The sequence below is a fragment of the Bradyrhizobium sp. ERR14 genome, assembly GCF_014198235.1.
Taxonomy (GTDB): domain Bacteria; phylum Pseudomonadota; class Alphaproteobacteria; order Rhizobiales; family Xanthobacteraceae; genus Bradyrhizobium.
Map to the genome: position 1 here is coordinate 695,633 of NZ_JACIHD010000001.1, position 26,380 is coordinate 722,012.

Genomic DNA, 26,380 nt, shown 5'->3' on the forward strand with positions numbered 1-26,380 from the left:
TCAGTTTGGGGGTGGAGTCGCGACGGGTGAAACGCCGACAGGTTTGCCGCCGGCGGTGATGACGGTCGCTGGACCCTTGCCGCCTGGGCGCATCGCGGGCGAGGACATCGCCGCGAACTTCTCGCGCTTGAGCCGCACCTGGATCATGTGCGGGCAGCGGTGATCGTCGTAATAGAGCTCCTGACAATGCATGCAGTAGATGCACTCATTGACGTTGATGTGCCCCTCAGGATGGATCGACTGCACCGGGCATTCCTTGGCGCAGCGTTGGCAGGGTGACCCACATTCTTCCCACCGGCGGAGCCATTCGAACGTCCGGATGCGGCCGGGGATCGCGAGCGCGGCGCCGAGCGGGCAGAGGTAGCGGCAGAAGAAGCGTTCGATGAAGAGGCCGATGACGAGCAGGGCGACTGCGTAGGCGACGAACGGCCAGCTTCGCGAAAACTTCAGGATGATCGCGGTCTTGAACGGCTCGACCTCGGCGAACCGCTCGGCCATGTCGACCGAATAGAGCGATAGGCCGAACAGACCGAGGAAGATGATGTACTTGATCGGCCATAGCCGTTCGTGCAGCCCCCACGGCACCGTTATCTGGGGCACCCTCAGCCATTTCGCGGCCGTGTTGGTGAGCTCCTGGAGCGCGCCAAAGGGACACAGCCAACCGCAGAACGGACCTCGGCCCCAAAACAGAAGCCCGCCGGCCGTTGCAGCCCACAGAATGAAGATCAATGGAGCGGCGAGGAAAAATTCCCAGCGGAAACCCGTCACCAGCGCATTGGTAAAGGTGACGACGTTGACGACGGAGAGCTGCGCGTTGGCGTACCAGCCGAGCCAGACCAGAACGAGGGCGAGATATCCCCGCCGCACCCAGGTGTAGAACACCGGTCGGCGCACCAGCAGGTTCTGGAAGAAGAAGATGCCGGTGAGGACGGCCAGCATGAACGCGGTGATGCCGATCGAGACGGTGCTCGACCGCCAGATCCGCATCCACAGAGGTTCGTCCGCCTCCGGGGGCGGTGCGGCCGCAGCGTTGGCCTGCTGCGAGGCCGGAGGCGCCGCGCTCTCCGGTACCGTCACCGCACGCTGCTCGCGGCGTATATAGCTGTCGGGCAGGGCATAGCCGAGATCGAAAGTCAGGAATGCCTTGTCGCGGCCGCCGAGACTGCGTTGCACCAGCAATTGAAGCTGCCACGGCTGCGTCGGATCCAGGGTGAACTCAGGCGGGGTGACGAACAGGCCGATTTCCCTGAACTCGGGCGCGCCGACCGCGTCCAGTGCGCCGAGCCGGGTGTGGTTGCGGTCGCGGAAGCGGGTGCTGTTGCCTTCCTGCAGGATTTCGATGCGATCGAAGATGCCGCCGCGGACATAGGCCGAACCCTTGAACGAGTAGGGGCCGTTGCCGGCAACGACGATGGCCTGCTGCCCGGGCTTCAGGCTGTCCTTCAGCCGCTGATAGCCGTCCTCGCCAAGCAGGCTGCGGCCGATCGTGGGCGCGGTCACCAGTGCCACGTAGAGGTCGATGAAGGTATCGCTCGCGTCACCCGGTTCGGGATACTGGCTCGCCGCGGCGCTGCCGGACTTCGCAAAGGCTTCGTTGATGTCGCCGATGCCGAGATGAAGCCGGCGCACCGAGCCGTCGCCGACGAGGCTCTCCCAGTCGCGCACTTCACTGCGCCCGAGATCGAGCGTCTTGACGACAGGGGGAAGGGCGGCCGAAGCCGCCGCGCCGTCACCGCCGCCGATGCGTCCGCCGCGGATGAGCTTGGACGCGGCGCGGACGACACTGTCACCCATCACCAGCACGGTGACGGTCGCGCCGCTCACGATGTCGACCTGCGGCGGCTTCTCGGCACCACTTGCGACAGGCTTCATGTCCTTGCCGATCAGGGAGTTCATGGCGGCGACGATGCGCGCCTCCGGAATGCCGACCAGCACGATCGGCTCCTTGTGATCGACGAGCTTGATCCCGGTGATGACGCCCTTCGGATCAATTCCGGCAAGCAAGTGAATCGGTTTGCCCGAGTACCCGACAGAGTTCGCAAAATCGGAGTTGAGGAAAACGAATCCCTGAAGCTGATCGCCGCGGTACACCGGTACGATGGGCGGATCGCCTTGCGGCGGGCCGAAACGATCCGCATCCGGGAAAAATTCGGCAGGCGTAAGCTTCGGCAGGTATGCTGGTAAGTCACCGGCGGCGCATGCGGGCGAGACGTACGCCAGACACATCAGCAGCAAGCCCGCAAGCGCTAGCGCCGCACGCCTTGTGAAGGCGGTATCGTCATCCGGTCGCTTCAACATATCGGTTCAAATGCGATCTGCGCGACCCACCGGGACGCGCGTGCCTTGAGATTCTTCTTCGATGATTTGTCGCCGCTGACGTGTCAAAGTCATCGCGCGTGCCCACATCTGTCAAGGCCAGCGAAAATATTTGTATTCGCGCTGAGCTGAATCAGAAGCCTGCATTTGGAGTCCTTGCCATGCCATTCCTGCGCACTTCATTGCTGAGCGCTGAGCCCGCAGGTGTATTGCAGTCGCTCGACGAACTCTTTGCGCTAGCGCATGCAATGGAGCAGGAGGCAGCCAAAAGGTATGATGCTCTTGCTGATGACATGCGCGAACAGGGCAAGGATGATCTCGCAGACGTGTTCGCGAAGCTCGCCGCCGCCGAGCGCGAGCATGTCGACAGCGTCACGCGGTGGTCGCAATCTCGGCGCGGCAAGATCCCGGATCCCGCTATGGTGCGTTGGGAGGCGCCGGAAACGCTCGCCCCGGAATCCGCCGCTGAGGTCAAAACGTCGCGCTTGATGACGCCGTACCGCGCGCTCGCGATGGCGGTCCGCAACGAGGAGCGCGCCTTTGCGTTCTGGTCTTATCTCGCCGCCTATTCCGATGACCGCGATATCAAGAAGGCGTCCGAGGCAATGGCCAAGGAAGAGCTCGGCCATGTCGCGACGCTGCGGAAGGAGAGGCGCCGCGCCTATCATCGCGAGCACGAACGGAGCGGCGCCGAGGCATCGTCCGTGCCTCTGCGGCAAATTGATGCGCAAAGGCTCGAGCTTCGCCTGGTCCTGCAGCTCAGCGACATGGAACGACGCCTGAGCGGGCCAGCAGCAATCCGGACCCAGGACATTCGCCAGCAGACGATCGAGATGGCCGACGCCACGGTGGGCCTCGGGAGCTTTCCGGCGTCCATGGAGCGCAAAGGCCCACTGGAGATCGCCGAGGCCCTGGTCGACGGCTACCTCGACGGCGCCGAGCGGTCGAGCGACGCGGCCCATCTCGAACGCCTGCAGCAACTTGCCGAGCGCGCGATCTCGCGGCTGGCCTGGCTGCGATCGCTTTCGGCGGACTGACGCGCTTACGGCACCCTGAGAGCTGCTGCACACCAGAGCCGCATAGCCGCTCGGCCGGGGCAGTGGCCGCACGTCCTTCACTGGTGGAAAAGACGCACAGGTTTGGCGATAGGCGCTCAGTTCAGGCGGAGATCCGATCGGCAGGTCACGTGGGGCCGTAGCCTAATCCATAATTCGCATAAGATATATTATGGAATATCTTTATATACAATCAGATCAAATATTTAGCCGCAATTCCTGCCACCGCACCTTCGCCCAAGCGCGATTTTCAGTCCGGGCCGCGACGCCGCTCCGGGTCTCGACGGCTACTGTGCATGGGGTTGTTTTTCAGATTTTGAATCCGGCCCATCTCTGCGAAAGCCGATATTGCCGGGACCTTGTCCGGCTGCAATAAGCGAGGCCTCGCGAGATCGCAGATGACCTTCAGGCCTTCCGTCCGTATAGGTTTGCATCTCAGAACAACAACAAACCTTCCGAGGAAGCAGACCCATGGTCTTTTCAACGCGCTTTTCCCGACGCACGCTTCTCAAGGCCTCCGCCGCGACCGCGGTCCTGGGCGGCATCGGTGCGCCCCATGTGGCCCGCGCCCAGAGCGCCGAGTTCACCTACAAATACGCCAATAACCTGCCGGACACCCATCCGCTGAACGTACGCGCCAAGGAGATGGCGGCGGCGATCAAGACCGAGACCAACGGCAAGTTCGACCTCCAGATCTTCCCGAACAACCAGCTCGGGTCCGACACCGACATGCTGAGCCAGATCCGCTCGGGCGGCGTCGAGTTCTTCACGCTGTCCGGCCTGATCCTGTCGACCCTGGTGCCGGCGGCGTCCATCAACGGCATCGGCTTCGCGTTCCCGGACTACGACACGGTCTGGAAGGCCATGGACGGCGACCTCGGCGTCCATGTCCGCGGCGAGATCAAGAAGGCCGGCCTCGAGGTCATGGACAAGATCTGGGACAACGGGTTCCGCCAGACCACCTCGTCGAGCAAGCCGATCACCGGTCCTGACGACCTCAAGGGCTTCAAGATCCGCGTGCCGGTGTCGCCGCTGTGGACCTCGATGTTCAAGGCGTTCGACGCGGCGCCCGCCTCGATCAATTTCAGCGAGGTCTATTCGGCGCTCCAGACCAAGATCGTCGAAGGCCAGGAGAACCCGCTGGCGATCATCTCGACCGCCAAGCTCTACGAGGTGCAGAAATACTGCTCGCTGACCAATCACATGTGGGACGGCTTCTGGTTCCTGGCGAACCGCAGAGCCTGGGAGAAGCTGCCGCAGGACGTGCGCACCATCGTCGCCAAGAACATCAATGCCGCTGCCGTCAAGGAGCGTGAAGACACCGCCAAGCTCAATGCCAATCTGCAGCAGGAGCTCGCGGCCAAGGGCCTGACCTTCAATCAGCCCACGGTGGCGCCGTTCCGCGACAAGCTGCGGACCGCCGGCTTCTATGCTGAGTGGAAGGGGAAGTATGGCGACCAGGCCTGGGACCTCCTGGAAAAGGCCGTCGGCAAGCTGTCGTAACGCGTTGGGGCCATCATGGCTCATGTCGAGGTCGAGGTGACCGCAGTGGCGGGCGAGGCGGCGTTTCAGTCCCCTCGCCGACCTTCCGTGCTGGGTTCGGTCGAGCGCGCGCTCGGTCTCGTCGTCGAAATCCCGGCGGCGATCCTGGTCGTCGCCGAGATCGTGATCCTGTTTGCCGGCGTGGTCGCCCGCTACGGCCTGCACCGGCCGCTGATCTGGTCGGACGAGCTCGCCTCGATCCTGTTCCTGTGGCTCGCCATGCTGGGAGCGGCGGTTGCGTTCCGCCGCTCCGAGCACATGCGCATGACGGCGGTCGTCGCCAGCGCCAAGCCTGCGATGCGGGCCTATCTCGATCTGGTCGCGACCTCAGCGGCGCTGGCGTTCCTGGTCCTGATCGTCTGGCCCGCCTGCGACTACGCCTATGAGGAAAGCTACATCACGACGCCGGCGCTGCAGATCTCCAATATGTGGCGCGCCGCCGCGCTGCCGGCCGGCATCGGGCTGATGGCGGCCTTTGCCTTGCTGCGGCTGCTGCGCGCGGCCGATTACCGGATGGTCGCAGCTGCCGTCGTCAGCGTTGCCGTCATCATCGGCCTGTTCTGGCTGGCGGAGCCGTTGCTGCGGCCGCTCGGCAATCTCAACCTCGTCATCTTCTTCGTCGGCGTCGCCGGCTTCTGCGTCTTCGCCGGCGTTCCCATTGCGTTCGGGTTCGGCCTTGCGATCTTCGGCTATCTCGCGCTGACCACGCGCACGCCTGTCATGGTGCTGGTCGGGCGGATGGACGAGGGCATGAGCCACCTCATCCTGCTCTCGGTGCCGCTGTTCGTATTCCTGGGACTGCTGATCGAGATGACCGGCATGGCGCGGGCCATGGTGGCGTTCCTGGCGAGCCTGCTCGGCCATGTCCGCGGCGGCCTGCACTACGTGCTGGTCGGCGCCATGTACCTGGTCTCGGGCATATCAGGCGCCAAGGCCGCGGACATGGCGGCCGTCGCGCCCGTGCTGTTTCCGGAGATGAAGCAGCGCGGCGCCAGGCCCGGCGATCTCGTCGCGCTGCTGGCGGCCACCGGAGCCCAAACCGAAACCATTCCGCCGAGCCTCGTGCTGATCACGATCGGCTCGGTGACTGGCGTCTCGATCGCCGCCCTGTTCACCGGCGGCCTCCTGCCCGGCGTCGTGCTTGCGATCACGCTCTGCATGCTGGTGTGGTGGCGCTACCGCCACGAGGACATGAGTCACGTGCGCCGCGCCAGCGGTGGCGAGATCGGCAAGACCTTCGTCATCGCCCTGCCCGCGCTCGCACTGCCCTTCGTGATCCGCTACGCCGTGGTCGAGGGCATCGCGACCGCGACCGAGGTATCCACCATCGGCATCGTCTATGGCGCCCTGGTCGGCCTCCTCGTATACCGCCGCTTCGACTGGTCGCGGCTGTTTCCGATGCTGGTCGAGACCGCCGCGCTGTCGGGCGCCATTCTGCTGATCATCGGCACGGCGACCGGCATGGCCTGGGGCCTGACCCAATCAGGCTTCTCGCGCTCGCTGGCGGCGGCCATGACCGGATTGCCCGGGGGAGCGGCGACCTTCATCGCCGTCTCGATCCTGGCCTTCACCATCCTCGGCAGCGTGCTGGAGGGCATCCCGGCGATCGTGCTGTTCGGGCCGCTGCTGTTTCCGATCGCCCGGGCCGTCGGCGTGCACGAGGTGCACTACGCCATGGTGATCATTCTCGCTATGGGAATCGGACTATTCGCCCCGCCCTTCGGCGTCGGCTATTATGCCGCCTGCGCCATCGGACGCGTCGATCCGGCCGAGGGCATCCGCCCGATCTGGGGCTATCTGCTGGCGCTGCTGGTGGGATTGATCATCGTCGCGATCTTCCCGTGGATCTCGATCGGATTCCTTTGAGGCGTTTGACGGAGGGTGTCGATGAGTGAGCGGCAGAACCAGTACAATATCGGCCTCGACAAGACCCCCGCCAATTACGTGCCGCTGAGCCCCCTCAGCTTCCTCGCGCGCAGTGCCGCCGTCTATCCCGATCATGTCAGCACGGTCTACGAAGGCCGCAGTTTCACTTGGGCGGAGACCTATGAGCGCTGCAAGCGTTTTGCGTCCTGGCTCGCGCGCAAGGGCATTGGCGTCGGCGATACCGTGGCGGCGATGCTGCCGAACATTCCTGCGATGAACGAGGCGCATTTTGCCGTGCCGATGACCGGCGCCGTGCTCAACGCGCTCAACATCCGCCTCGATGCGCCTTCGATCGCATTCCAGCTCGACCATGGCGGCGCAAAAATCATCCTGGTTGATCCCGAGTTTTCGGGCGTCATAAGTGACGCGCTGGCGCAGATGAGCGGGCCAAAGCCATTCGTGGTCGACGTCGACGACGCATCATTCAAAGGCGGCAGTCGCATCGGCGAGATCGAATATGAAGCCGCAGTCGCGGAAGGCGATCCTGCGTTCACGGCGATCCTGCCGCAGGACGAGTGGGACGCGATCGCGCTGAGCTACACCTCGGGCACGACCGGCAATCCCAAGGGCGTCGTCACCCATCATCGCGGCGCCTATCTCAACGCCGTCAGCAACATCCTTGCCGGCAATCTCGGCCAGCATCCGGTCTATCTCTGGACGCTGCCGATGTTCCACTGCAACGGCTGGTGCTTTCCCTGGACCATCGCGGCATCCGCCGGCATCAATGTCTGCCTGCGCAAGGTCGAGCCGACCAGGATCTTCGAGCTGATCAAGCAGCACGGCGTCACCCACATGTGCGGCGCGCCGATCGTCTACAACACGCTGATCAACGCGCCCGATGCGCCCAAAGGCAACGCGGCGCGCCGGGTCGTCGGCCTGATCGCAGGTGCCGCGCCGCCGGTCGCGGTGCTCGAAGGCGCCGAGAACATCGGCATCAAGCTGACCCATGTCTACGGCCTGACCGAGGTCTACGGCCCCGCCTCCGTCTGCGCCGAGCAGCCCGGCTGGGACGAGCTTCCGCCCGCCGAACGCGCACGCATGAAGCGCCGGCAGGGCGTGCCCTACCCGCTCGAGGAAGGCGTCACCGTCATCGATCCGAAGACGTTGCAAGAGGTGCCGCGCGACGGCGAGACCATCGGCGAGGTCATGTTCCGCGGCAACATCGTGATGAAGGGCTATCTCAAGAACGAGAAGGCGACCAAGGAAGCTTTCGAGGGCGGCTGGTTTCACACCGGTGATCTCGGCGTGCTCGACGAGCGCGGCTATGTCATCATCAAGGACCGCTCCAAGGACATCATCATTTCCGGCGGCGAAAACATCTCCTCCGTCGAGGTCGAGGACATCCTCTACAAGCACCCGGCCGTGCTGTTCGCCGCCGTGGTCGCAAAGCCCGATCCGAAGTGGGGCGAAGTGCCTTGCGCCTTCGTCGAGCTGAAGGACGGCGCCAGCGCGAGCGAAGCCGACATCATCGCGTTCTGCCGCAGCCACATGTCGGGCTTCAAGACGCCGAAAGCCGTCGTGTTCGGACCTATCCCGAAGACTTCGACCGGCAAGATCCAGAAATTCCTGCTGCGCAACGAGGTCGGATCCGCGAAGGCGATCTCGACCTAAGTCGGTACGTCACGAGCAGGCTGTCTCGATATCGCAGAAGCCACCTCCGCCCACACGCCGGAAAGCGGTGAACGGAGGGCTTCGTCGTCCTCACATCTTCTTATAGGCGTCGACGATCGCCTGACCATCGGCGCCGGCCTTCTTGAGCCAGTCGGCCGTGAGCTGCTCGCCGATCTTCTGGAAGCCGGCCTTCAACGCCGGGCTCGGCGGCTCGACGGTCATGCCCTTGGCCTTGAGCTGATCGATGTACCAGGTGCTCTTGTCCTGCCAGGCCTTCCAGCCGCGGGTTTCCGCCGTTGCCGCCGCCTTGAGGATGGCTTCCTGGGTCGGCTTGTCGAGCGCCTCGAACGCGGCCTTGTTGACGAAGGTGTAGTCCTTCGGGATCCAAGCCTGCACGTCGTAGAAATACTTCAGCGACTCCCAGGCCTTCGCGTCGTAGCCCGTGCCGCCCGAGGACATGAAGGAATTCACCACGCCAGTGGCAAGCGCCTGCGGCAGTTCCGCCGCCTGGATCGTGACCGACTGCGCGCCGACCAGCTCGCCGATGCGCGCGGTGCCGACGTTATAGGCCCGCCATTTCAGGCCCTTCATGTCTTCGATCGATGCGAGCGGCTTGTTGACATAGACGCCCTGCGGCGCCCAGGGCACCACGAACAGCAGCTTGAGACCCTGCGCATCGAGCTTCTTGGCGATTGCAGGCTTGGAGGCCTGATACAGCTTCATTGCGTCAGGGAAGCTGGTCGCCAGGAACGGCACGACGTCGACGCCGAACAACGGATCCTCGTTCTCGTGGATCGAGAGCAGCACTTCGCCCATCTGCGCCTGCCCGGTCACCACCGCGCGCTTGATGTCGGGTGCCTTGAACAGCGAGGCGCCGGGATGGACCGTGATCAGGAGCTTCCCGGACGTGGCGGCTTCGACGTCCTTGGCGAAGGCGACCAGGTTTTCGGAGTGCGGATTATCGGCGGGATACGCTGCCGGCAGATTCCATTTGGTCTGAGCCAAAGCGGGTGTCGCGGCCACGACCACGCCGGCGGTCAAGAATGCGCGAAACAAACGAGACATCATCAGGCTTCTCCTCACAGTCAATTTAAACACCGGTACGCTCAGTCTGGGAAGGCGAGCTTGGGCAGGAACATCACGATCTGCGGATACTCCGTGATGATGAAGACGGCGGCCAGCAGCAGGATGAAGAACGGAAACGCCGCCCGCGCAACGGTGAACGTGTCGCGCCCGCTCATGTTCTGCAGCACGAACAGATTGAACCCGACCGGCGGCGTGATCTGCGCCATCTCGACGTGGATGATAAGGTAGACGCCAAACCAGACCAGATCGAGTCCGGCCTGCCTGACCATCGGCAGCACGATGACGGCGGTCAGCACGATCATCGAGATGCCGTCGATCAGGCAGCCGAGGATGATGTACATGATGCTCAAATACAGTGCGAGCATGCTCGGCGTGAGCTGCTGCCCCTGGACCCAGGTGGCGAGCGCGGCAGGAATGCCCGTATAGGCCATCGCGGCCGTGGTATAGGCTGCGCCTGCCAGGATCAGCATGATCATGCAGGTCAGGCGCGTCGCGCTCATGATGCTCTCGAGAAAGTTCTTGCGCGTGAGCGTGCCGCTCCACCAGGCCAGCAGCAACGCGCCCGTGACGCCCCATGCCGCGCATTCCGTGGCGGTCGCAAAGCCCAGCACCAGCGAGAAGAAGACCGCCATGATCAGGAGCATACAGGGCGCGAGCTTTGCCGACTCCCGCAGCTTCTGTCGGAATGGCATCGGCGGATCGCGCGGCGGGACCTTCTTGGGATTGAGCAGCGACCAGATGATGATGTAGCCCGAATAGAGCGCCATCACGAGTACGCCCGGCAGGAAGCCGCCGAGGAACACCTGCAGCACGGAGACATTCGCCGTGACCGCGTAGACCACCATCGGGATCGAGGGTGGGATCAGGAGGCCGAGCGTGCCTGAGCCTGCGAGCGAGCCCAGGCTCAAGCCCTTGTCGTAGCCACGCTTGTCGAGTTCGGGCAGCGCGATCTTGCCGATGGTCGCGCAGGTCGCTGCCGAAGACCCCGACACCGCCGCGAAGATGCCGCAGCCGATCACGTTGACGTGGGTCAGACGTCCCGGCAGCCACTGAACCCAGGGCGACAAGCCCCGAAACATTTCTTCCGACAATTTGGTACGGAAGAGAATTTCGCCCATCCAGATGAACAGCGGCAGCGCAGCCAGCGTCCACGACGCGCTGGCGCTCCAGGTGGTGGTGGCGAGCACGGCGCCGAGCGGCAGGCTCGTGGTCAGCGCCATCGCCACGAAACCGACGAGCCCGAGCGAGACCGCGATCCAGACGCCGCTTCCCAGCAGCAGGATCATGACGCCGAGCAGGATGAACGACAGCTCGATCATGCCGAGATTGGCCATGGTCAACCTCCGCCGCCCTGCGAGATACGCTCGATGAATTCATCCGGCGTCTCGTCCGGCGAGCCCTTTTCGTAGGTCGGCCGGTAGCCGGCGACGACATTGACCATCTCATCGATCAACGCGATCGACAGGATCGCAAGACCGCCGGCGAAACCGAGCTGCGGAATCCAGAGCGGAAGCGGGACGACGCCCTGCGCCACATCGTTGAAGCGCCAGGAATCGTAGGTCATCTGCACGGCATAGCGGGTGAAATAGAGAATGAAGGCGGTGGCGATACCGAGGGCCACGATCTCCGCGATCTGCTTGGTCCGACCATGCAGGCGTTCCAGCAGCAGGCCGACGCGGATCATCTCTCCGCGCTTGAAGGTATGCGCGAGGCCGAGGAAAGCCATCGCGGCCATGCACCAGGACGCGAAATCATCCCCGGCGGGAATGTTGATCGCAAACTGGCGCCCGACCGACATGGCCATCATGATTGCAAAGATCGCAACCAGGAAGACGCCGGCGGCGTAGCCTGCCCCGAGATAAAGGAGATCCAGCGCTCGGCGCACCAGTCCTCCGGCCGTTACGTCGTCCCCTGCCACGCGATCCCCATCTCACATGAGGCGATTCAGTCGACCCGGCGGTCACATATCGCTCGCCGCCGATCCTCTTCAATATCGCCCTTGCCCAGCGTCTGTCTTTCAGACGTTAGATCAACATGATGCAACCGATGCAAGCAAGGACTATGCCTGCTTGTGGCGGGAGTTTCTACCGCAGGTTCAGCGCGTCTCCAGCCGCAGCCCGTCAAAAGCGGGCTCGACGCCCGCGGGCAGCGATTGCCGGATGACTTCGTAGTCGACATCGGCCGTCATGTTGGTGATGACCGCGCGCTTCGGCTTGAACCGTTCGATCCAGGACAGCGCATCGTTGATGCTGAAATGGCTGACATGGTTGGTGTAGCGGAGGCCGTCGACGATCCAGAGGTCAAGATTCTCCAGCGCGCCCCAGCTCTCGCGCGGGATGTCGTTGAGGTCGGGTGTGTAGGCCGCATCGCCGATACGATAGCCGAGCGCGGGAATGGCGCCGTGCTGCACCAGGAAGGCTGTCATCGTCACCGCGCCGCCCTTCCCCAGAATGGTCTGGCTTTCGCCCGCCTCGATCGAATGCCGCGTCAGGATCGGCGGATAGTCGCTGCCCTCCGGCGAGATGAAGCAATACGAGAACCGCGCCATGATGTCCTTGGCGGTCGACAGGTTGAAATAGGTCGGGATACGACGGCGCATGTGCATCACGACCGAACGCAGATCGTCCATGCCGTGGGTCTGATCGGCGTGCTCATGGGTCAGGAACACCGCGTCGATGTGATCGACATTGGTCGAGAGCAGTTGCTCGCGCAGGTCCGGCGAGGTGTCGATCACGATGCGCGTGGTGCCGTGCTCGGACTTCCGCTCGACCAGTAGCGAACAGCGGCGGCGGCGGTTCTTGGGATTGTTGGGATCGCAGGCGCCCCAGCCCAGCGCCGGGCGCGGCACGCCGGCGGAGGAGCCGCAGCCCAGGATCGTCAGCGTCAGCGTCATGCGGCTCCCGGTTTCAAGCTTTCACCTTCGAGAACAGGCGGAAGAAGTTCTCGCTGGTCTGGCGCGAGATCTCGTCAAACGATACGCCGCGCGTTTCGGCCAGCACTTTGGCGACCTCGACCACGTAAGCGGGCTCGTTGCGTTTTCCCCGGAACTTGCCGGGCGCAAGATAGGGCGAGTCCGTTTCGACCAGGATGCGATCGGATGGCAGTTCGGCGGCCAGCGCCCGCAAGGTCTCCGATTTCTTGAAGGTCAGGATGCCCGTGAAACCGATATAGAGCCCGAGCGACACCGCCTTCAGCGCCAACTCGCGTCCGCCGGTGTAGCAATGCAGCACGGCGCCAAATGCTCCCTTGGCCGCCTCCTCCTCCAGGATGCGTGCGCAGTCCTCGTCGGCTTCGCGGGTGTGGATCACCAGCGGCAGGCCGGTGGTGCGGGCGGCGGCGATGTGGGCGCGAAAGCCCCTCGCCTGCGCCTCTGGCGAGCCGTTGTCGTAAAAATAGTCGAGCCCGGCTTCGCCAAGCGCGACGACCTTGGGATGCTCCGTCAGCGCAATCAGCTCATCCGATGCGATCCCGTCCTCCTCATTCGCATTGTGCGGATGAGTGCCGACCGAGCAGTAGACGTCCTCATAGCGCTCACTGATGGCCAGAAGCTGATCGAGTTTCCGCACCCGGGTCGAGATCGTGACCATGCGGCCGATGCCGGCCGCGCGGGCCCGCGATACGATCCCGTCGAGATCTTCCGCAAAGTCCGGAAAATCCAGATGGCAGTGGCTGTCGACCAGCATCGCGCAAACGTCCTAGGCTGCCGGCTCGATGTAGCGCGGGAACGCCGGCGTCGGCGCCGGCAGGGTCGAGCCGGGCGCGATGCGCTTGGCACCGCCGAGCATGGCGAAGTTGCGCTCCCCGTCCGGGATGCCGAGGCTGTCGAGCAGCAATCCCGAGGCGGTCGGCATCGCGGGCTGCGCCAGGATCGCGATCTGGCGCACGACTTCGGCGGTGACGTAGAGCACCGTCTTCTGCCTTGCCGGGTCGGTCTTGGCGAGCGCCCACGGCGCCTCGCCCGCGAAATAGCGGTTGGCCTCCGCGACCACGGCCCAGACGGCGTTGAGCCAGTGATGGATCTGCTGCGTTGCCATGGCCTCGCGCGATGCGGCGACCATGCCGTCGGCCATCGCCAGGATTGCCTTGTCGTTGTCGCTGAATTCGCCGGGCTCGGGCAGCACGCCGCCGAGTTGCTTGGCGATCATCGACAGCGAACGCTGCGCGAGGTTGCCGAGATCGTTGGCGAGATCGGCGTTGATGCGCGCCACGATGGCCTCGTGATTGTAGTTGCCGTCCTGTCCGAACGGCACCTCGCGCAGGAAGAAATAGCGCACCTGGTCGACGCCGTACTGGTCGGCAAGATTGAAGGGATCGACGACGTTGCCGACCGACTTCGACATCTTCTCGCCCCTGCTGAACAGGAAGCCGTGGGCATAGACGCGCTTCGGCAGCGGAATCCCGGCCGACAGCAGGAACGCCGGCCAATACACCGCGTGGAATCGGATGATGTCCTTGCCGATGATGTGCACGTCGGCCGGCCAATAACGCCAGTTTCCGTCGTTCTCATCGGGGAAGCCGACGCCGGTGATGTAGTTGGTCAGCGCGTCGACCCAGACATACATCACGTGCTCTTCGTCGCCAGGCACCTTGACGCCCCAATCGAAGGTGGTGCGCGAGATCGAGAGATCACGCAGGCCGCCTCTGACGAAGCTCACCACCTCGTTCTTGCGGGAATCCGGCCCGATGAAATCGGGATGATCCGCATAGAGCTTCAACAGCTTGTCCTGGTATGCCGACAGCCGGAAGAAATAGCTCTTCTCCTCGACCCATTCGACCGGCGTGCCCTGCGGGCCGAGCCGGACGCCGTCATCGTTCAAGCGCGTCTCATCCTCGGCGTAATACGCCTCGTCCCGCACGGAATACCAGCCGGCATAGATGTCGGCATAGATATCGCCGTTCGCTTCCATGCGCCGCCAGATCTCCTGGCTGGAGCGATGATGCTGCTCCTCGGTGGTGCGGATGAAGCGGTCGAACGACACGTTCAGACGCTCGTCCATCTCCTTGAAGCGACCGGCATTGCGGGCCGCGAGCGCTGAGACGGCCATGTTCTCGCCGGCCGCCGTCTGCACCATCTTCTGGCCGTGCTCGTCGGTGCCGGTCAGGAAGAACACGTCCTTGCCGTCGAGCCGCGCAAAGCGTGCCAGCACGTCGGTCGCGATCGCTTCATAGGCGTGGCCGATATGCGGACTGCCATTGGGATAGGCGATCGCCGTCGTGATGTAGAAGACATTGTCGCGCGCGGGCGCGGCCACGGGCGCGGCAGCCCTTGGTGTGGCTGCGGGCGCTGCGGCTTGCGGAGCTGCAGCGGGCTTCGGCGCGCGCGGGGCCTTCGGTTTGGCAGCCTTCGGCGGCGTGGCGGCGGCGGGGGCCGGCGCTGCGATCACAGGCGCGACCACCCTCGCCTTCTTGTCCACCGTCTTCGCGGGAGCCTTGGCGGACTTCCTGGCGGACTTCTTGGCGGATTTCTTGGCTGATTTGTTAGCTGGCTTCTTGGCGACGGCCGGCTTCTTCGCAGCCTTCTTGACCGCCTTCTTTGCCGTCTTCACGGCGCTCTTCTTCGCGCCCTTCTTGGCCGTGGCCTTCTTGGTCTTCTTGACTTTCTTGGCCGCCTTGGCGTTGGCCTTGGACGCACGTGCCTTCACGGCCTTCTTTGCGGCTTTCTTCGCAGCCTTGTTGCGGCCCTTGCCTTTAGCAGTTTTCTTAGCTCGCGTTGCCACGACGAATTCCTTTACCGGCTTCTCGAAATCTGGAGACGAACCTGGGTTCGATTATTGATTTGCGCATGATCTTTCGGAAAACCGCTGCGCACTGTTCCGGATCATGCTTTAGCGCGTTGCGTCCGCCAGCCAGCCAAACACCGAGAAAACCAAGGGCTTTCGCTCCAGATTGTAGGTTTCGGTGTCGCGCGCGGCGCGGACGATCTTTTCCCATACCTCAGCTAGGCGCGCAAGGCGCGGCAGGTTCTGGTTGGCATTGGCGTCGTCCGCATGCAGGCGTTCCGCGATCCAGCGATCGATCCCGTCGATGAAGGCCGCGAGCGCGACGCGGTCGCTGGTGGGAAGCGAATCGCCGAGCGTGTGCAATTCGCGCGGATCGACTTGCGGCAGGCGCGCGAGCAGCGCCGCCGTGCGCTGCTGCAGCTTGAGCGCATCGCCGCCGAGGAGCGTCAGAGCCCTTGCAACGCTGCCCTCGGAGGCCTCCGCGGCCTCGCGCAGCGCGGGATCGCTCGGATCGAGATCGGCGGCCGAAGCCGCAGCGCCAATCACATCATCCGTGGCGAGCGATCGCAGGCGCAGCTTGCGGCAGCGTGACTGGATGGTGGCGAGCACGCGCGCGGGCGCGTGGCTGACCAGCAGGAACAGCGATTGCTGCGGCGGTTCCTCAAGGATTTTCAGCAGCGCGTTGGCTGCATTCGGATTGAGCTCGTCGACGGTGTCGACGATGCAGACGCGCCAGCCTTCGGCCGCGGCAGTCGAGCCGAAGAAGCCGATCGTCTCGCGCGTCTCGTCCACGGTGATCACGGTGCGCATCACGCCGCGATCGTTGGCGGTACGCTCCAGCGTCAGCAGGCCGCCATGCGAGCCGGCCGCCACCTGCCGCGCCACGGCGTCATCGGGATCGATCGCGAGGTCTTCGGCGCGCTGCACGGCTTCCGCCAGCGGCTGGCCATGGGCGAGCACGAAGCGCGCCATGCGATAGGCCAGGGTCGCCTTGCCGATGCCCTGCGGACCGCCGATCAGCCAGGCGTGAGGGATGCGGCCGCTGCGATAGGCCGTCAGCAGCGCGGTCTCGGCTTCGCGATGACCGAACAGTTTCGATGTCTCGCGCGGATGCGGAATGGCGGTTTCGCGCTCGGTCTGACGCGGGCTCATACGGAAACCACCGAGGCTGGTGTGGGAAGGAGACGATCGCGCAGCGCCGTCCAGACACGGCCTGCGACCGTGTCAGGGTCGGAATTGGCGTCGATCAGCACGCAGCGTGCGGGATCGTCCTCGGCAATCTTGCGATAGGCCTCGCGCAGGCCCTGGTGAAAACCGAGCTTCTCGCCTTCGAACCGGTCGGGCGTGCCGTTGCCGCGGCGCGCGGCGGCGCGCTGGAGGCCGATCTCGACCGGCAGATCGAGAATGATGGTGAGGTCCGGCTTGAGATCGCCGATCGTGACCCGCTGCATCGCGTTGATCAGGCCCTCAGGCACTTGGCCGAGGCTGCCCTGATAGGCCCGCGTCGAGTCGGCGAAGCGGTCGCACAGTACCCAGGTGCCCTGGTTGAGCGCAGGCAGGATCACGGTGCGGACATGGTCATCGCGCGCGGCGGCGAACAGCAGCGTTTCCGCCTCGGGGCCGAGCAGCTTGCCCATGCCCGACAGCACCAGATGACGCATGATCTCGGCACCCGGCGAGCCGCCCGGCTCGCGCGTGACGCGGATGCGGAGCTTTGCCGCCTTGAGGCGGTCGGCAAGCTTCTTGATCTGGGTCGACTTGCCCGTGCCCTCGCCGCCTTCAAAGGTGACGAAGCGTCCGCGTCCGGACGGCCGCTGTAGCGCGCTCTCACTCATGATCAGAGCTTCTCGGCTCCTGCGCGGAACATGCCGATCACGAGCTCGCTGGCGCCGTCGATCGCGCGTCGCACGGTCGAGCCGGTGCCGATCGCTTCCGCCGCATAGACCGGCGTCTCCACCGCGATGTTGCCGCTGCGCCAGACCTTGACCACGCCGACCCGTTGGCCGGCCTCGACCGGCGCCCGCACCGGACCGCTATAGACGACGCGCGCAATCAGCTTGTCGCTGCCGTTCTTGTGCACCATCACCTTCACCGGAGTCTTGGCGACGAGCTTGACCGAACGGCTCTCGCCGCCGAACACCTTGGCGTAGCCGACGGGCTGCTCGGCCGCGATCAGCGTGCGGGTCTCGAAATTGCGGAAACCCCATTCCAGCATTTTCTTGGCTTCCGTCGCGCGATCCTCGGGGTCTTCCAGTCCGTTGACGACGACAATCAGCCGCGTGCCGTTCTGCACCGCCGAGCCGACCATGCCGTAGCCGCCTTCCTTGGTATAGCCGGTCTTCAGGCCGTCGGCGCCTTCCATCGAATTGAGCAGCGGATTGCGGTTGGGCTGGCGGATCTTGTTCCAGGTGTACTCCTTCTCGCCGAACAGTTTGTAGAATTCGGGGAAGTCCAGGATGATGTGCCGGGCGAGCATGCCGAGCTCGCGCACCGTCATCTTGTTGGCGGGGTCGGGCAAACCGTTGGAGTTGCCGAAGGTCGATTTGGTCATGCCGAGCTCGCGGGCGCGCTTGGTCATGAAGTCCGCCGCGAAAATCTTCTCGTTGCCCGCCATGGCCTCGGCGAGCGCGATGCAGGCATCGTTGCCGCTCTGGATGATCGCGCCGTGCAGGAGATCGTCGACCGAGACCTTGCTGTTGATGGCGGCGAACATGGTCGAGCCGCCCGAGGGCGCGCCGCCCCGGCGCCAGGCGTTCTCGCTGATCCGGTACTCGTCGGTCAGCTTGATGTCGCCCTTCTTGATGGCATTGAAGACGACCTCCGCCGTCATCAGCTTCATCATGCTGGAGGGCGCTCGGAGCTCGTCGGCGTTCTTCTCGAACAGCACGCTGCCTGAGGAGGCCTCGATCAGGATCGCGGTCGGGGCATCGCCGTCGAATCCGGCATCATCAGGCTTCTTGGCGCCCTGGATGCTCTGGTTGGCGGCGAGAAGCGCCCCGCTCCAGCCGATGCTTGCCACCAGAATCGCGGCGACCAGCCCGCGCGCCAGTGTTCCGGCTGTGAGCCCGTTACGACGAAGCAAAGGAAGACGAAATGCCATGGCGAAGCCCTGAGAGAGGCGTTCTAACAGTTGGAACAGATGCGAACAACACGCGGTTCGACGCCTGTCCCTGAGATTGCACGATTCTCGCCGCGCCCCTATCGTGGCGCCTTATGTTTCTCGACCAAACCCCTGAAACAAGGCGGAAAAGCGATGTCCTCAACCCGCGTGATCAAGGCCAACGGCATCGATCTCTTCATCCGCGAAGCCGGCCAGGGTCCGCTGGTCGTGCTGTGCCATGGCTGGCCGGAGCTGTCCTATTCCTGGCGCCACCAGATCCCCGCGCTGGCCGCGGCCGGGTTTCACGTCGTCGCCCCCGACATGCGCGGCTACGGCCAGAGCGCTGCGCCGCCTGAGGTCGCGGCCTACTCGATTTTCGACACGGTCGGCGACATGGTCGGTCTCGTGCAGGCGCTCGGCGAGACCAAGGCGATGGTGGTCGGCCACGATTGGGGCGCACCGGTTGCCTGGCATGCGGCGCTGTTCCGGCCCGACATCTTCACGGCGGTCGCGGGCCTCAGCGTGCCGCCGCCGTTCCGCGGCCGCGGCAAGCCGCTCGACCTCTTGCGCCAGGGCGGCGTCACCAATTTCTACTGGCAGTACTTCCAGGCGCCCGGCGTCGCCGAGGCCGAGCTGGAACGAGACGTCGCCCGCACCATGCGCATCGTGCTCGGCGGACGCGGCCTTGCCGATCCCACTGCCGCCATGTTCGTGCAGGAGGGCAAGGGCTTTCTCAGCCACGCCACCACCGAGGAGCCGCTGCCCGGCTGGCTCGGCGAGGCCGACCTCGCCTATTTCACCGAAAGCTTCCGCAAGTCCGGCTTTCGCGGCGGGCTGAACTGGTACCGCAACATCGACCGCAATTGGGAGCTGACGGCGCCCTGGCAGGACGCGCAGATCCATCAGCCCTCGCTGTTCATCGCCGGCTCCAGGGACGCCGTCATCACCGGCCTGATCGGTGCCAAGCGCGTCAACGAGCTCGAGCGCGTGCTGCCCAATCTGAAGCAGAAGCTGATCATCGAGGGCGCCGGCCATTGGGTGCAGCAGGAACGGCCCGACGAGGTGAACGCGGCGCTGGTGCAATTCCTGAAGGAAAGCGCAGCCTAATAGAGCCCGCGGCCGCTCAGGATGCTGCGGGCCTCGGCGGCCCCGTCGGCCGATGACGGCGCGTTCTCCGCCGCGTAGCGGCCGTCCGCGTCATAGGACACGGCGCGCGCGTTGTGGACCGCCCGCCCCCGGCCGCGGCTCGAGGCCGACATTTCCGAGGTCGCATTGAGCGAGGCCATGTCGGCGGAGGTGGTGCCGAGATTATAGGGCCGCCCCTCCGGCATCGGCACGTCGCCGCGAATGGCACCGCGGCTCGATCCCGGCAATTCCGGCACGAAGGGCTTGGCCGAGGCGACCCGGACCATCGAGGGCGACGGCGCCGGAACGCCGGTGCGCAGGGTCGCCAGAAGCTGGCGGTCGTCGGAGCCTTCGAGCGGCGCCCGGCCGACATATTCGACGCGGACCTTGGCGACGCCATTGCCTTTGAATTCAAGCAGTTCGGCGGCCTTGTTCGAGACATCGATGAGGCGGTTGCCGTGATAGGGGCCGCGGTCATTGACGCGCACGATCAGCGACTTGCCGTTCGAGACATTGGTCACCCGCGCATAGGACGGCATCGGCAGGGTCGGATGCGCCGCGGTCAGCGAGGTCATGTCGAACACTTCGCCATTGGCGGTCAGGCGGCCGTGGAAGTCATCGCCGTACCAGGACGCCATGCCCTCGGCGCGGTAGTTGACGTCCTCCTCGGGCACGTAGGTCCGGCCGGCCACGACATAGGGCTTGCCGACGCGGTAGGTGCCGCCGCCCTTCGGGACCGGGTCCCCGAACGCCACGACCCGGGGGCTCGAGGACACGCCATATTTCGGATCGACGCGGCTGGCGAATTTGTTGGAGGAGGCGCAATTGGCCAGCGCAACGCAGGCCGCGACCGCCGCAGCGCCACGCGCGGCCCGCAAAACCGAATCTGACCGTCGGATCCCCATGCGCCCCAAATACCACTTTGCCGGAGGCGTACCCACCCCGCTTTGGCTACGGGGAGCGCTGTCCGGTCCTTTAATCCGAGGCGGCCCACCACCGCGTCGGATGCGGTAACGATAACGCAACCCGAACACGGCGGAAATGGGGAGCCCACAGCGATCCCGCCGGGATGGTAAACGAGACGTTCGCATTTTTCCGTTGTTCTACGGAGCGATGGCGCCAACCCTGTGCCACGGCTGGACATTCTGTTGCGCCAAATCCTCACTCCACCCCCATTGTCGCTGCCTTCACTGGAATTCTTTTGACTGTGCAAGGCCGCACGCGTTCTCTCGGATGCAAGGGCGGGATTTGGAATTTAACGATGATCGAGACGGTTTCGGCACTGATGGGTCTGGTAAGCGCGGGGATCTTCCTGGCCCATGCGTTTGAAGGCTACCGCACGAGGGCCTAAGGGCACTCGCGCGAGCATCACCTCTTTCAAGACGGCGCGTTCGGACAATTTTGATCGATCCGACCGAGCATTGAAAACGAGAGCGGCAGGTGTCACATGCGCAACCATGACCTGGTATCTGACGGCTTCCTGGCATTGACCGCCGGCGGCTTGGTTCTGCTCTGCTCGAGCCTCGTGGCACTGGCGTTCGCCTAAGCCCCGCTTCGTTACCCTCCAGCACAGCTCCACCGCGGCGCAGTATGCGCCGATGTCCCGCTCCCAATCTGTTGATTGAATTCCCGCGTTCGGTGCCTCGACTCATTTCCAGAGGCCATCACCAACGAGGGTGACACAAATGCTTGCCGAGAAATTCTTCCTGGTCCTGGAATCCCTGATCCGCGGCGACCGCACCTATCCGGACGGAAGCCCCCGGGTCATCAGCACCTCCCCGCACGTGCCGGTCAGGCTGCCGGCGCATAAATAGCCGGCGTCACGCGCCACTCAGCGCAGACCCAGCAGGGAGCGGCGATAGCGGCTGTCACGGGCCTCGTTCAGGCAGACGAAGCTGCCGTCGAACCCCTGGCCGTACCGCTTCTGACCCTTGCGGTAGTAGATGCCCTTCCTGAAGTCGAGCCAGACCACCTTGTCGTGCGGGCAATGACGCTGCGCCTGCGCCTCGTAGCGAAACGGCGTCAGCGGTGTCGCCGAGACCTCCGCGGAGCCCGCGCCAATCATGATCGCGCCGGCGAGCGCGATGCCGCCGGACCATCTGCGAAAGCCGCTCCTCGTCACTCCCCGCCTCCCGATCCACACCGTCGCGCGATGGCCGTTCGGCACGCTAGCACGAAATGGCGATCAGCCGATGGCGGGACGTGCGGCGCGTCTTCCGCCGGCCATGTTGTCGGGCTAGATGAAAGCGATCGTTTCGATTGCGAGGATGCAGCCTGAATGTCGGTTGAGCCTTCACCCCAATCCGAACCTCGTTCGCCCTCGCCGCGCCTCGGCCTGCTGCCGATGATCATCTTCGGCTCGCGCTGGCTGCAACTGCCGCTCTATCTCGGACTGATCGTGGCGCAATGCGTCTACATCGCGCTGTTCCTGAAAGAGCTCTGGCACCTCTCCTGGCACGCCCTCGACCTCACCGAGCAGCAGATCATGATGAGTGTGCTGGCGCTGATCGACGTCGTGATGATCTCCAACCTGCTCGTGATGGTGATCGTCGGCGGCTACGAGACGTTCGTCTCGCGGCTCGACCTGCAGGGCCATCCCGACGAGCCGGAATGGCTCGGCCACGTCAATGCGAGCGTGCTCAAGATCAAGCTCGCCATGGCCATCATCGGCATCTCCTCGATCGCGCTGCTGCGCACCTTCATCGAGGCCGGCAATCTCGGCTCGAACCGCGCCGGCTTCACCGAGACCGGCGTGATGTGGCAGGTGCTGATCCACCTCACCTTCGTCGTTTCGGCGATCGGCATTGCCTATGTCGACAGGCTCGGTGACTCCGGCACGCGCAAGCAGGCCGAGTGAGGTTACCAACGTCGACCTTATTGCTTGTCCACTTCGAGCTGCGCCAGCGCCTGGTGCAGGCACTCCTGAAGCTTCAGCGCGACCTGCTCACGCGCGATGCCCTTGGCGGCGAGATCGCCTGACACCTCGTCTACGACATCGGCGATCGCCCGGCTCTCCAGATGGTCCGTCACCAGCGTGGTGGCGTAGCTTGCCGCGGCATCGCCGCTCAGCCCGAGCTGGCCTGCGGCCCAAAGCCCGAGCAGCTTGTTGGACCGGGCGGTGGCCTTGAACATGAATTCCTCGTCGTGGACGAACTTGGCCTCAAAGCCCTGCTCGCGCTTGTCGAACGTGGTCATGGTCAGCTCCATTTGCGCTTGCGCTGATAGGTGTCGGACTGGCTGGGGGCGAACGTCTCCCGTGCTTCACGTCAGTTCGGATCAGTTGAAGCTTCCGGCGGAAGCCAAACGCCGTCAAGCCTGCCGATGCGCCCCCGCGCCGGGCGCGTGCATGGCCCGCACAAGCCCGGCGCCAGCCGGCTCGGCTAGGCAGAGATCGTTTACTGATCGTTAAGCAGACTCAGCGCCGCATGGCTTGGGGCATACCGAGAGCTGACGCATGAACAAAGAGCTGCGGGAGTTTCGACGGCTTGAGCGGGTTTGCCTGGAGCAGGCCGCCCTCTCCACCATGGACCTCGCGAAAAGCGGGCTGCTCAAGGTCGCCGACGATTGCCGCATCGCAGCCGAAGCCATCGAGGCGCAATCGCCCCGCGGCGCGTTCACAGGGGCCGTCCAGGCGCTGAGGCTGGCTTGGAGCGCGACGCGGACGCCGAAACGGCACTAGCCGGCGGCATCGCCCGGACAGATCGCGTCAGAAGATTGCGGGCGGGACCCGCGCTGGATCAGGCCTTCGCCGCCGCCGCCTCGCGCGCCAGCCGTTCGGCCTTCAGCCGCTCCTTGTTGGCGTAAAACGCCTTCTGCGCCTCTTCATGGTCGCGCATGGCCTTTTCGGCCTCGATCCGGCGTGCCGCATCGCGCGCCTGGCGCTGCTCGGGGGTCAGGGGTTTGCGTCGGAAGGAAAGGTCTTCAGTCATGCGGAGACAACGCAGACCCGGCGAAAGGGTTCCAATGGGCGGACCCGGCGGCCCTGCAAATTGGAACTCGAGCCGTCCGCCCCGCCCGAACGGGCTCCAACAAATATCGAAAAACAACCCCATGCACAGTAGCTATGCTGTTGTAGAATAAAGCTTTTTCTAGGCTCTCGAAGGCCCCTGGATATCAACCTCGGCGATGACGGGCAGGTGGTCCGAGAACGCCCTCGCCTCCGTGTCGGTCCAGACTTTCGCGATCCGGCTATCAGAGGTCGCATAAATCCGGTCGAGCCGCATCAGGGGCAAGCGCGATGGGAAGGTGCGCAGCCGCGTACGGTTTGGGCAGGCCTGCGCGAGCACGCGCCGCACCGACTTGACCCAAAACCAATCGTTGAAATCGCCGAGGACGACGGTCCTTTCGGGTTTCACCAGGCTCACCAGGGTTTGTGCCTGGGCATGCCGCTCGTGGATGCTCAGGCCGAGATGCGTGGCAACCACGCGCATGTCACCGACCGGCGTCAGGAGGCCAGCGGCAATGGCCCTGCGAGGCTCGCGCTCCCGATACGACACGTCGACGATTTCGGGCACCCCGGAGAACGGAAAGCGGCTCAGGAGCATCTGACCGTAGTCGCCATCCGCGGTGACAATCGACTTGGCGTGAACCCGGTGATCGCCGACGACACTCGCGAGCTTCGCAAACGGATCGTCGGACCTCGATCGCGAATCCACCTCCTGAAGCGCGACGACATCAGGAGCCCATTTGCGAAGGATGGAGCAGACCCCCTCCAGATCGAACTTCGGATTGAGATTGAACGTGCCGTGCACATTCCACGTCATGAAACGCACCGGCGCCATCAGCGCCTCCCGGCGAGCCAGGTCGCGAGGAATTGCGCGCCTGCGCAGACGCCGAGCCAGCCCAGGAACGCCAGCACCAACAGCAACATGCTGGTCCAGGATGCATGGCGGGCCAAATCCGCGATCTGAGCCCCCAGCACGGCCATGGCAAGAATACCGGGCGTCATGCCAAGCAGGGTTCCGAGCAGGAAGTCGCGCAAAGGAAGCGTGCTCGCGCCAGCCACGACGTTCACGACCGAGAACGGTGCGATGGGAATCATCCGGATGACGACGACAGCCAGGACGCCCTTGCCAACAACGCGGTCCTGGATCCGCGCGGCGCGTCGTCCGAGCAACTGCTGGAGCCGCTGCCGTCCAAGGGCCCGCCCGATCACGAAAAGGACGAAGGCGCTGAGCAAGACGCCGGCGATCGCAGTGGCGAAACCCAGCCATGGCCCAAGCGCGGCAGCCGTTGCTGCAATGAGCACGAGCACCGGAAACACCACCAGCCCGCCGACGACAAAAGCCGCGATTGCGAGTGGCGGCCCCCAGACGGATTGGGAGTAAGTCGACAGCAAATTCGAGACGCGGCCCGTGTCGGCCAAATCGCTCAAGGAAGTGTACGACCAGGCTATTGCCAAGCCAAAAAGCGCCACGGCGATCGATACGATCCCGATGACGGTCTTCGTGCTCCACATGCGCGATGCCGCCCGCTCGAGATGAAGGGGCCGCTCAGGGTCCGCCACCGGCTGAACCATCGTGGCCAGAGTGCTGGTCAGGACGGAGGCTTCCACTGCCCGCAGCGTCTTCGGGCCATCGGCTTTCGACACCTCGTCCATAAGAGCAAGAAGACGATCGTCGTTTTGCCTGACGCTCCGTTCGTCGAGGCCACAAAAATGGGCTATCAGGCGACGCCGAACTGAAGCGACGGACTCCCGATGTTCGTCGGATGCGGCTTCAAAAATCAGATCACATTCGCTGTCGGCGCCCATCGACCGGTTGTTCAAATTGGCCGAGCCTATCCTCAAGATCCTGTCATCGACGATCATGAGCTTGCTGTGCACCATCACGGCCGCTTCCGTGTCTCCCTCTCGTGTGACCGGGTAGACGAAGCGGATGCGATCTGCCACGCCGGCCTCGCTGAAGCAGTCGATGAACGCGCCACGGCCGTTCTGCATGGCCTGGGATTCCAGCCACGAGGAATGCAGTTTTGGAGCGACGACCAGAACCCGGAGCGACGGCACGCGCTGCATCTGCTCCGCCAACTCATGCGCGATCTTGATCGCGCTGGTGAACTGGTTCTCGATGTAGATGAAGCTCGTCGCGGACCGGATCGCTGCAATCAAGGAGCGTTCGACCTCCCTGATGGTCGAACCTGCAGGACAGACCACCTCGGTCCGGGCGATCCCAACCGGCATGAGCTCAGCCTCGACCGGCACATGCGACGGCCAGCGCATACTCTTTTGCGCATGCCGATCCTGCATCTGTTGGCCTGCCGCACGCCAGCGCTCCTCGGCGAGCTCGAACAGCGAGGCGGCAGCATCCCCGTCGACCACGCATTGAACATCATGAAACGGCGGGTATGGCTTGCCCTGGGGGTCGCAGCGCAGTTCGTGATCGACGCGATGATCGCTCGTGTCCCAGCGCCTGATCGTCAGATCGAGCCCGCCGACGAACGCCAGTGAACCGTCGATAGAGACGATCTTCTGGTGCTGGGCCGAGCCGAACGGAAGCGTGGAATCCAGATGAAATCGGACGCGGCCGTCCGTGTCGGCGGTGAATTTGGCCGCGGAATTCCATTCCCGTTCGGAGGCGTAGAACGAGACGAAGTCCCAGACCAGAATGTTGATCCGCAAGTCCGGCCGGCGGTGAACGAGGGCGCGCAGAAATGGGCCGAGCTGTTCCGGCAAGCCGTCATCCGCCCGCCCCGACGATCCGACCAGCCTGGTCTCGCTATGGATATCCCACCCGACGATGTAGACGAGATCCTGCGCCGCGAGCAGCGCCTCGCGCAGGGCCGCGAAATAAGCGGCCGCATCGTTCAGAACCGCCACGCGCCGCGCCTTGCACCGCCGCCAGACGGTGTCGCCGGGTATCAGGGTGGATGAGCTCTGAAGCAGGTGGACCTCGCAATTTGCA

The 26,380-nt window shown here is 64.4% G+C and carries 24 protein-coding genes; 8 read left to right on the plus strand and 16 right to left on the minus strand.

The annotated features are described in order from the left end of the window. Complete coding sequence (locus GGD62_RS03450) at positions 1-2,226, minus strand: NosR/NirI family protein (protein ID WP_246799996.1); 2,226 nt, start codon at positions 2,224-2,226, stop codon at positions 1-3. Between the two features lie 251 nt (positions 2,227-2,477). On the opposite strand from GGD62_RS03450, the gene GGD62_RS03455 reads away from it, so the two are divergent. The 4 genes from GGD62_RS03455 to GGD62_RS03470 all read left to right on the plus strand — a co-directional run bounded on the left by GGD62_RS03455 (position 2,478) and on the right by GGD62_RS03470 (position 8,450). Continuing rightward, on the plus strand, positions 2,478-3,353 hold the full coding sequence (locus GGD62_RS03455) for a ferritin family protein (protein ID WP_183707054.1): 876 nt from the start codon (positions 2,478-2,480) through the stop codon (positions 3,351-3,353). Positions 3,354-3,842: 489 nt separating this feature from the next. After that, positions 3,843-4,874 carry a TRAP transporter substrate-binding protein gene (locus GGD62_RS03460; RefSeq protein ID WP_183707056.1) on the plus strand — a complete coding sequence of 344 codons (1,032 nt, stop codon included), beginning with the start codon at positions 3,843-3,845 and terminating at the stop codon, positions 4,872-4,874. Between the two features lie 15 nt (positions 4,875-4,889). Continuing rightward, on the plus strand, positions 4,890-6,779 hold the full coding sequence (locus tag GGD62_RS03465) for a TRAP transporter large permease subunit (protein ID WP_179730469.1): 1,890 nt from the start codon (positions 4,890-4,892) through the stop codon (positions 6,777-6,779). A gap of 21 nt (positions 6,780-6,800) precedes the next feature. Continuing rightward, positions 6,801-8,450, plus strand: a complete 1,650-nt coding sequence (locus GGD62_RS03470; RefSeq protein WP_183707058.1) for an acyl-CoA synthetase — start codon at positions 6,801-6,803, stop codon at positions 8,448-8,450. Positions 8,451-8,540: 90 nt separating this feature from the next. On the opposite strand, the gene GGD62_RS03475 is transcribed toward GGD62_RS03470, so the two are convergent. The 9 genes from GGD62_RS03475 to GGD62_RS03515 all read right to left on the minus strand — a co-directional run bounded on the left by GGD62_RS03475 (position 8,541) and on the right by GGD62_RS03515 (position 18,356). Next, entirely contained in the window at positions 8,541-9,518 is a 978-nt protein-coding gene (locus GGD62_RS03475; RefSeq protein ID WP_183707060.1) for a TRAP transporter substrate-binding protein, read from the minus strand. A gap of 38 nt (positions 9,519-9,556) precedes the next feature. After that, positions 9,557-10,870, minus strand: a complete 1,314-nt coding sequence (locus tag GGD62_RS03480) for a TRAP transporter large permease (protein ID WP_183707062.1) — start codon at positions 10,868-10,870, stop codon at positions 9,557-9,559. A 2-nt stretch (positions 10,871-10,872) separates the two neighbouring features. After that, positions 10,873-11,421 carry a TRAP transporter small permease gene (locus tag GGD62_RS03485; RefSeq protein WP_312014239.1) on the minus strand — a complete coding sequence of 183 codons (549 nt, stop codon included), beginning with the start codon at positions 11,419-11,421 and terminating at the stop codon, positions 10,873-10,875. Between the two features lie 210 nt (positions 11,422-11,631). Beyond that, positions 11,632-12,429 (minus strand): MBL fold metallo-hydrolase, encoded by a 798-nt coding sequence (locus GGD62_RS03490; protein ID WP_183707066.1) that lies wholly within the window; start codon positions 12,427-12,429, stop codon positions 11,632-11,634. A gap of 13 nt (positions 12,430-12,442) precedes the next feature. Next, complete coding sequence (locus GGD62_RS03495; RefSeq protein WP_183707068.1) at positions 12,443-13,219, minus strand: TatD family hydrolase; 777 nt, start codon at positions 13,217-13,219, stop codon at positions 12,443-12,445. A 12-nt stretch (positions 13,220-13,231) separates the two neighbouring features. Further along, positions 13,232-15,253, minus strand: coding sequence for a methionine--tRNA ligase (gene metG, locus GGD62_RS03500; protein WP_183707070.1), 2,022 nt, complete (start codon positions 15,251-15,253; stop codon positions 13,232-13,234). A gap of 108 nt (positions 15,254-15,361) precedes the next feature. Continuing rightward, positions 15,362-16,408: a DNA polymerase III subunit delta' gene (locus GGD62_RS03505; RefSeq protein WP_183234276.1), complete on the minus strand. Its 1,047-nt coding sequence runs from the start codon at positions 16,406-16,408 to the stop codon at positions 15,362-15,364. After that, positions 16,405-17,091, minus strand: coding sequence for a dTMP kinase (gene tmk, locus GGD62_RS03510; RefSeq protein ID WP_183707072.1), 687 nt, complete (start codon positions 17,089-17,091; stop codon positions 16,405-16,407). Before tmk ends, GGD62_RS03505 begins: the two co-directional genes overlap by 4 nt. Before the next feature lie 2 nt (positions 17,092-17,093). Next, positions 17,094-18,356 (minus strand): D-alanyl-D-alanine carboxypeptidase family protein, encoded by a 1,263-nt coding sequence (locus tag GGD62_RS03515; protein ID WP_183234278.1) that lies wholly within the window; start codon positions 18,354-18,356, stop codon positions 17,094-17,096. Between the two features lie 153 nt (positions 18,357-18,509). Between GGD62_RS03515 and GGD62_RS03520 the strand changes: the two genes are divergently transcribed. Further along, positions 18,510-19,463 (plus strand): alpha/beta fold hydrolase, encoded by a 954-nt coding sequence (locus GGD62_RS03520; RefSeq protein WP_092258146.1) that lies wholly within the window; start codon positions 18,510-18,512, stop codon positions 19,461-19,463. Here the strand turns inward: GGD62_RS03520 and GGD62_RS03525 are convergent. Then, positions 19,460-20,386 (minus strand): septal ring lytic transglycosylase RlpA family protein, encoded by a 927-nt coding sequence (locus GGD62_RS03525; RefSeq protein ID WP_049814989.1) that lies wholly within the window; start codon positions 20,384-20,386, stop codon positions 19,460-19,462. The two genes, GGD62_RS03520 and GGD62_RS03525, sit on opposite strands and share 4 nt — an antisense overlap. Positions 20,387-21,166: 780 nt before the next feature. On the opposite strand from GGD62_RS03525, the gene GGD62_RS41470 reads away from it, so the two are divergent. Beyond that, complete coding sequence (locus GGD62_RS41470; protein WP_283813258.1) at positions 21,167-21,295, plus strand: hypothetical protein; 129 nt, start codon at positions 21,167-21,169, stop codon at positions 21,293-21,295. A gap of 17 nt (positions 21,296-21,312) precedes the next feature. Here the strand turns inward: GGD62_RS41470 and GGD62_RS03530 are convergent, their stop codons facing one another. Next, positions 21,313-21,603: a hypothetical protein gene (locus GGD62_RS03530; RefSeq protein WP_183234279.1), complete on the minus strand. Its 291-nt coding sequence runs from the start codon at positions 21,601-21,603 to the stop codon at positions 21,313-21,315. A gap of 156 nt (positions 21,604-21,759) precedes the next feature. Here GGD62_RS03530 and GGD62_RS03535 point away from each other — a divergent pair, with 156 nt between their 5' ends. Continuing rightward, the gene (locus tag GGD62_RS03535; protein ID WP_018320482.1) at positions 21,760-22,338 is read left to right on the plus strand and encodes a TIGR00645 family protein; all 579 of its coding nucleotides are present in this window, start codon (positions 21,760-21,762) and stop codon (positions 22,336-22,338) included. A 17-nt stretch (positions 22,339-22,355) separates the two neighbouring features. On the opposite strand, the gene GGD62_RS03540 is transcribed toward GGD62_RS03535, so the two are convergent. After that, a complete protein-coding gene (locus tag GGD62_RS03540; RefSeq protein WP_183707074.1) occupies positions 22,356-22,676 on the minus strand; it encodes a DUF1476 domain-containing protein in 321 nt (106 codons plus the stop codon). Positions 22,677-22,935: 259 nt separating this feature from the next. Between GGD62_RS03540 and GGD62_RS03545 the strand changes: the two genes are divergently transcribed. After that, the gene (locus GGD62_RS03545) at positions 22,936-23,160 is read left to right on the plus strand and encodes a hypothetical protein (RefSeq protein WP_092258134.1); all 225 of its coding nucleotides are present in this window, start codon (positions 22,936-22,938) and stop codon (positions 23,158-23,160) included. A 58-nt stretch (positions 23,161-23,218) separates the two neighbouring features. On the opposite strand, the gene GGD62_RS03550 is transcribed toward GGD62_RS03545, so the two are convergent. From GGD62_RS03550 to GGD62_RS03560, 3 genes are all read right to left on the minus strand, one after another. Next, positions 23,219-23,410, minus strand: a complete 192-nt coding sequence (locus GGD62_RS03550; protein WP_018320485.1) for a hypothetical protein — start codon at positions 23,408-23,410, stop codon at positions 23,219-23,221. Between the two features lie 159 nt (positions 23,411-23,569). After that, complete coding sequence (locus tag GGD62_RS03555) at positions 23,570-24,262, minus strand: endonuclease/exonuclease/phosphatase family protein (protein WP_183707076.1); 693 nt, start codon at positions 24,260-24,262, stop codon at positions 23,570-23,572. Then, a complete protein-coding gene (locus GGD62_RS03560) occupies positions 24,262-26,295 on the minus strand; it encodes a VTT domain-containing protein (protein ID WP_183707078.1) in 2,034 nt (677 codons plus the stop codon). The genes GGD62_RS03555 and GGD62_RS03560 overlap by 1 nt, the downstream gene beginning before the upstream one ends. Between the last annotated feature and the right edge of the window lie 85 nt (positions 26,296-26,380).

Coding starts and splice junctions, on each gene's coding strand:
- GGD62_RS03555 (WP_183707076.1), bottom strand. CDS start 24,262: ATGGCGCCGGTGCGTTTCATGACGTGGAATGTGCACGGCACGTTCAAT.
- GGD62_RS03515 (WP_183234278.1), bottom strand. CDS start 18,356: ATGGCATTTCGTCTTCCTTTGCTTCGTCGTAACGGGCTCACAGCCGGA.
- GGD62_RS03550 (WP_018320485.1), bottom strand. CDS start 23,410: ATGACTGAAGACCTTTCCTTCCGACGCAAACCCCTGACCCCCGAGCAG.
- GGD62_RS03535 (WP_018320482.1), top strand. CDS start 21,760: ATGTCGGTTGAGCCTTCACCCCAATCCGAACCTCGTTCGCCCTCGCCG.
- GGD62_RS03460 (WP_183707056.1), top strand. CDS start 3,843: ATGGTCTTTTCAACGCGCTTTTCCCGACGCACGCTTCTCAAGGCCTCC.
- GGD62_RS03540 (WP_183707074.1), bottom strand. CDS start 22,676: ATGACCACGTTCGACAAGCGCGAGCAGGGCTTTGAGGCCAAGTTCGTC.
- GGD62_RS03495 (WP_183707068.1), bottom strand. CDS start 13,219: ATGCTGGTCGACAGCCACTGCCATCTGGATTTTCCGGACTTTGCGGAA.
- GGD62_RS03480 (WP_183707062.1), bottom strand. CDS start 10,870: ATGGCCAATCTCGGCATGATCGAGCTGTCGTTCATCCTGCTCGGCGTC.
- GGD62_RS03475 (WP_183707060.1), bottom strand. CDS start 9,518: ATGATGTCTCGTTTGTTTCGCGCATTCTTGACCGCCGGCGTGGTCGTG.
- GGD62_RS03470 (WP_183707058.1), top strand. CDS start 6,801: ATGAGTGAGCGGCAGAACCAGTACAATATCGGCCTCGACAAGACCCCC.
- GGD62_RS03520 (WP_092258146.1), top strand. CDS start 18,510: ATGTCCTCAACCCGCGTGATCAAGGCCAACGGCATCGATCTCTTCATC.
- GGD62_RS03525 (WP_049814989.1), bottom strand. CDS start 20,386: ATGGGGATCCGACGGTCAGATTCGGTTTTGCGGGCCGCGCGTGGCGCT.
- GGD62_RS03455 (WP_183707054.1), top strand. CDS start 2,478: ATGCCATTCCTGCGCACTTCATTGCTGAGCGCTGAGCCCGCAGGTGTA.
- GGD62_RS03545 (WP_092258134.1), top strand. CDS start 22,936: ATGAACAAAGAGCTGCGGGAGTTTCGACGGCTTGAGCGGGTTTGCCTG.
- tmk (WP_183707072.1), bottom strand. CDS start 17,091: ATGAGTGAGAGCGCGCTACAGCGGCCGTCCGGACGCGGACGCTTCGTC.
- GGD62_RS03465 (WP_179730469.1), top strand. CDS start 4,890: ATGGCTCATGTCGAGGTCGAGGTGACCGCAGTGGCGGGCGAGGCGGCG.
- GGD62_RS03450 (WP_246799996.1), bottom strand. CDS start 2,226: ATGTGTCTGGCGTACGTCTCGCCCGCATGCGCCGCCGGTGACTTACCA.
- GGD62_RS03490 (WP_183707066.1), bottom strand. CDS start 12,429: ATGACGCTGACGCTGACGATCCTGGGCTGCGGCTCCTCCGCCGGCGTG.
- GGD62_RS03505 (WP_183234276.1), bottom strand. CDS start 16,408: ATGAGCCCGCGTCAGACCGAGCGCGAAACCGCCATTCCGCATCCGCGC.
- GGD62_RS41470 (WP_283813258.1), top strand. CDS start 21,167: ATGCTTGCCGAGAAATTCTTCCTGGTCCTGGAATCCCTGATCCGCGGC.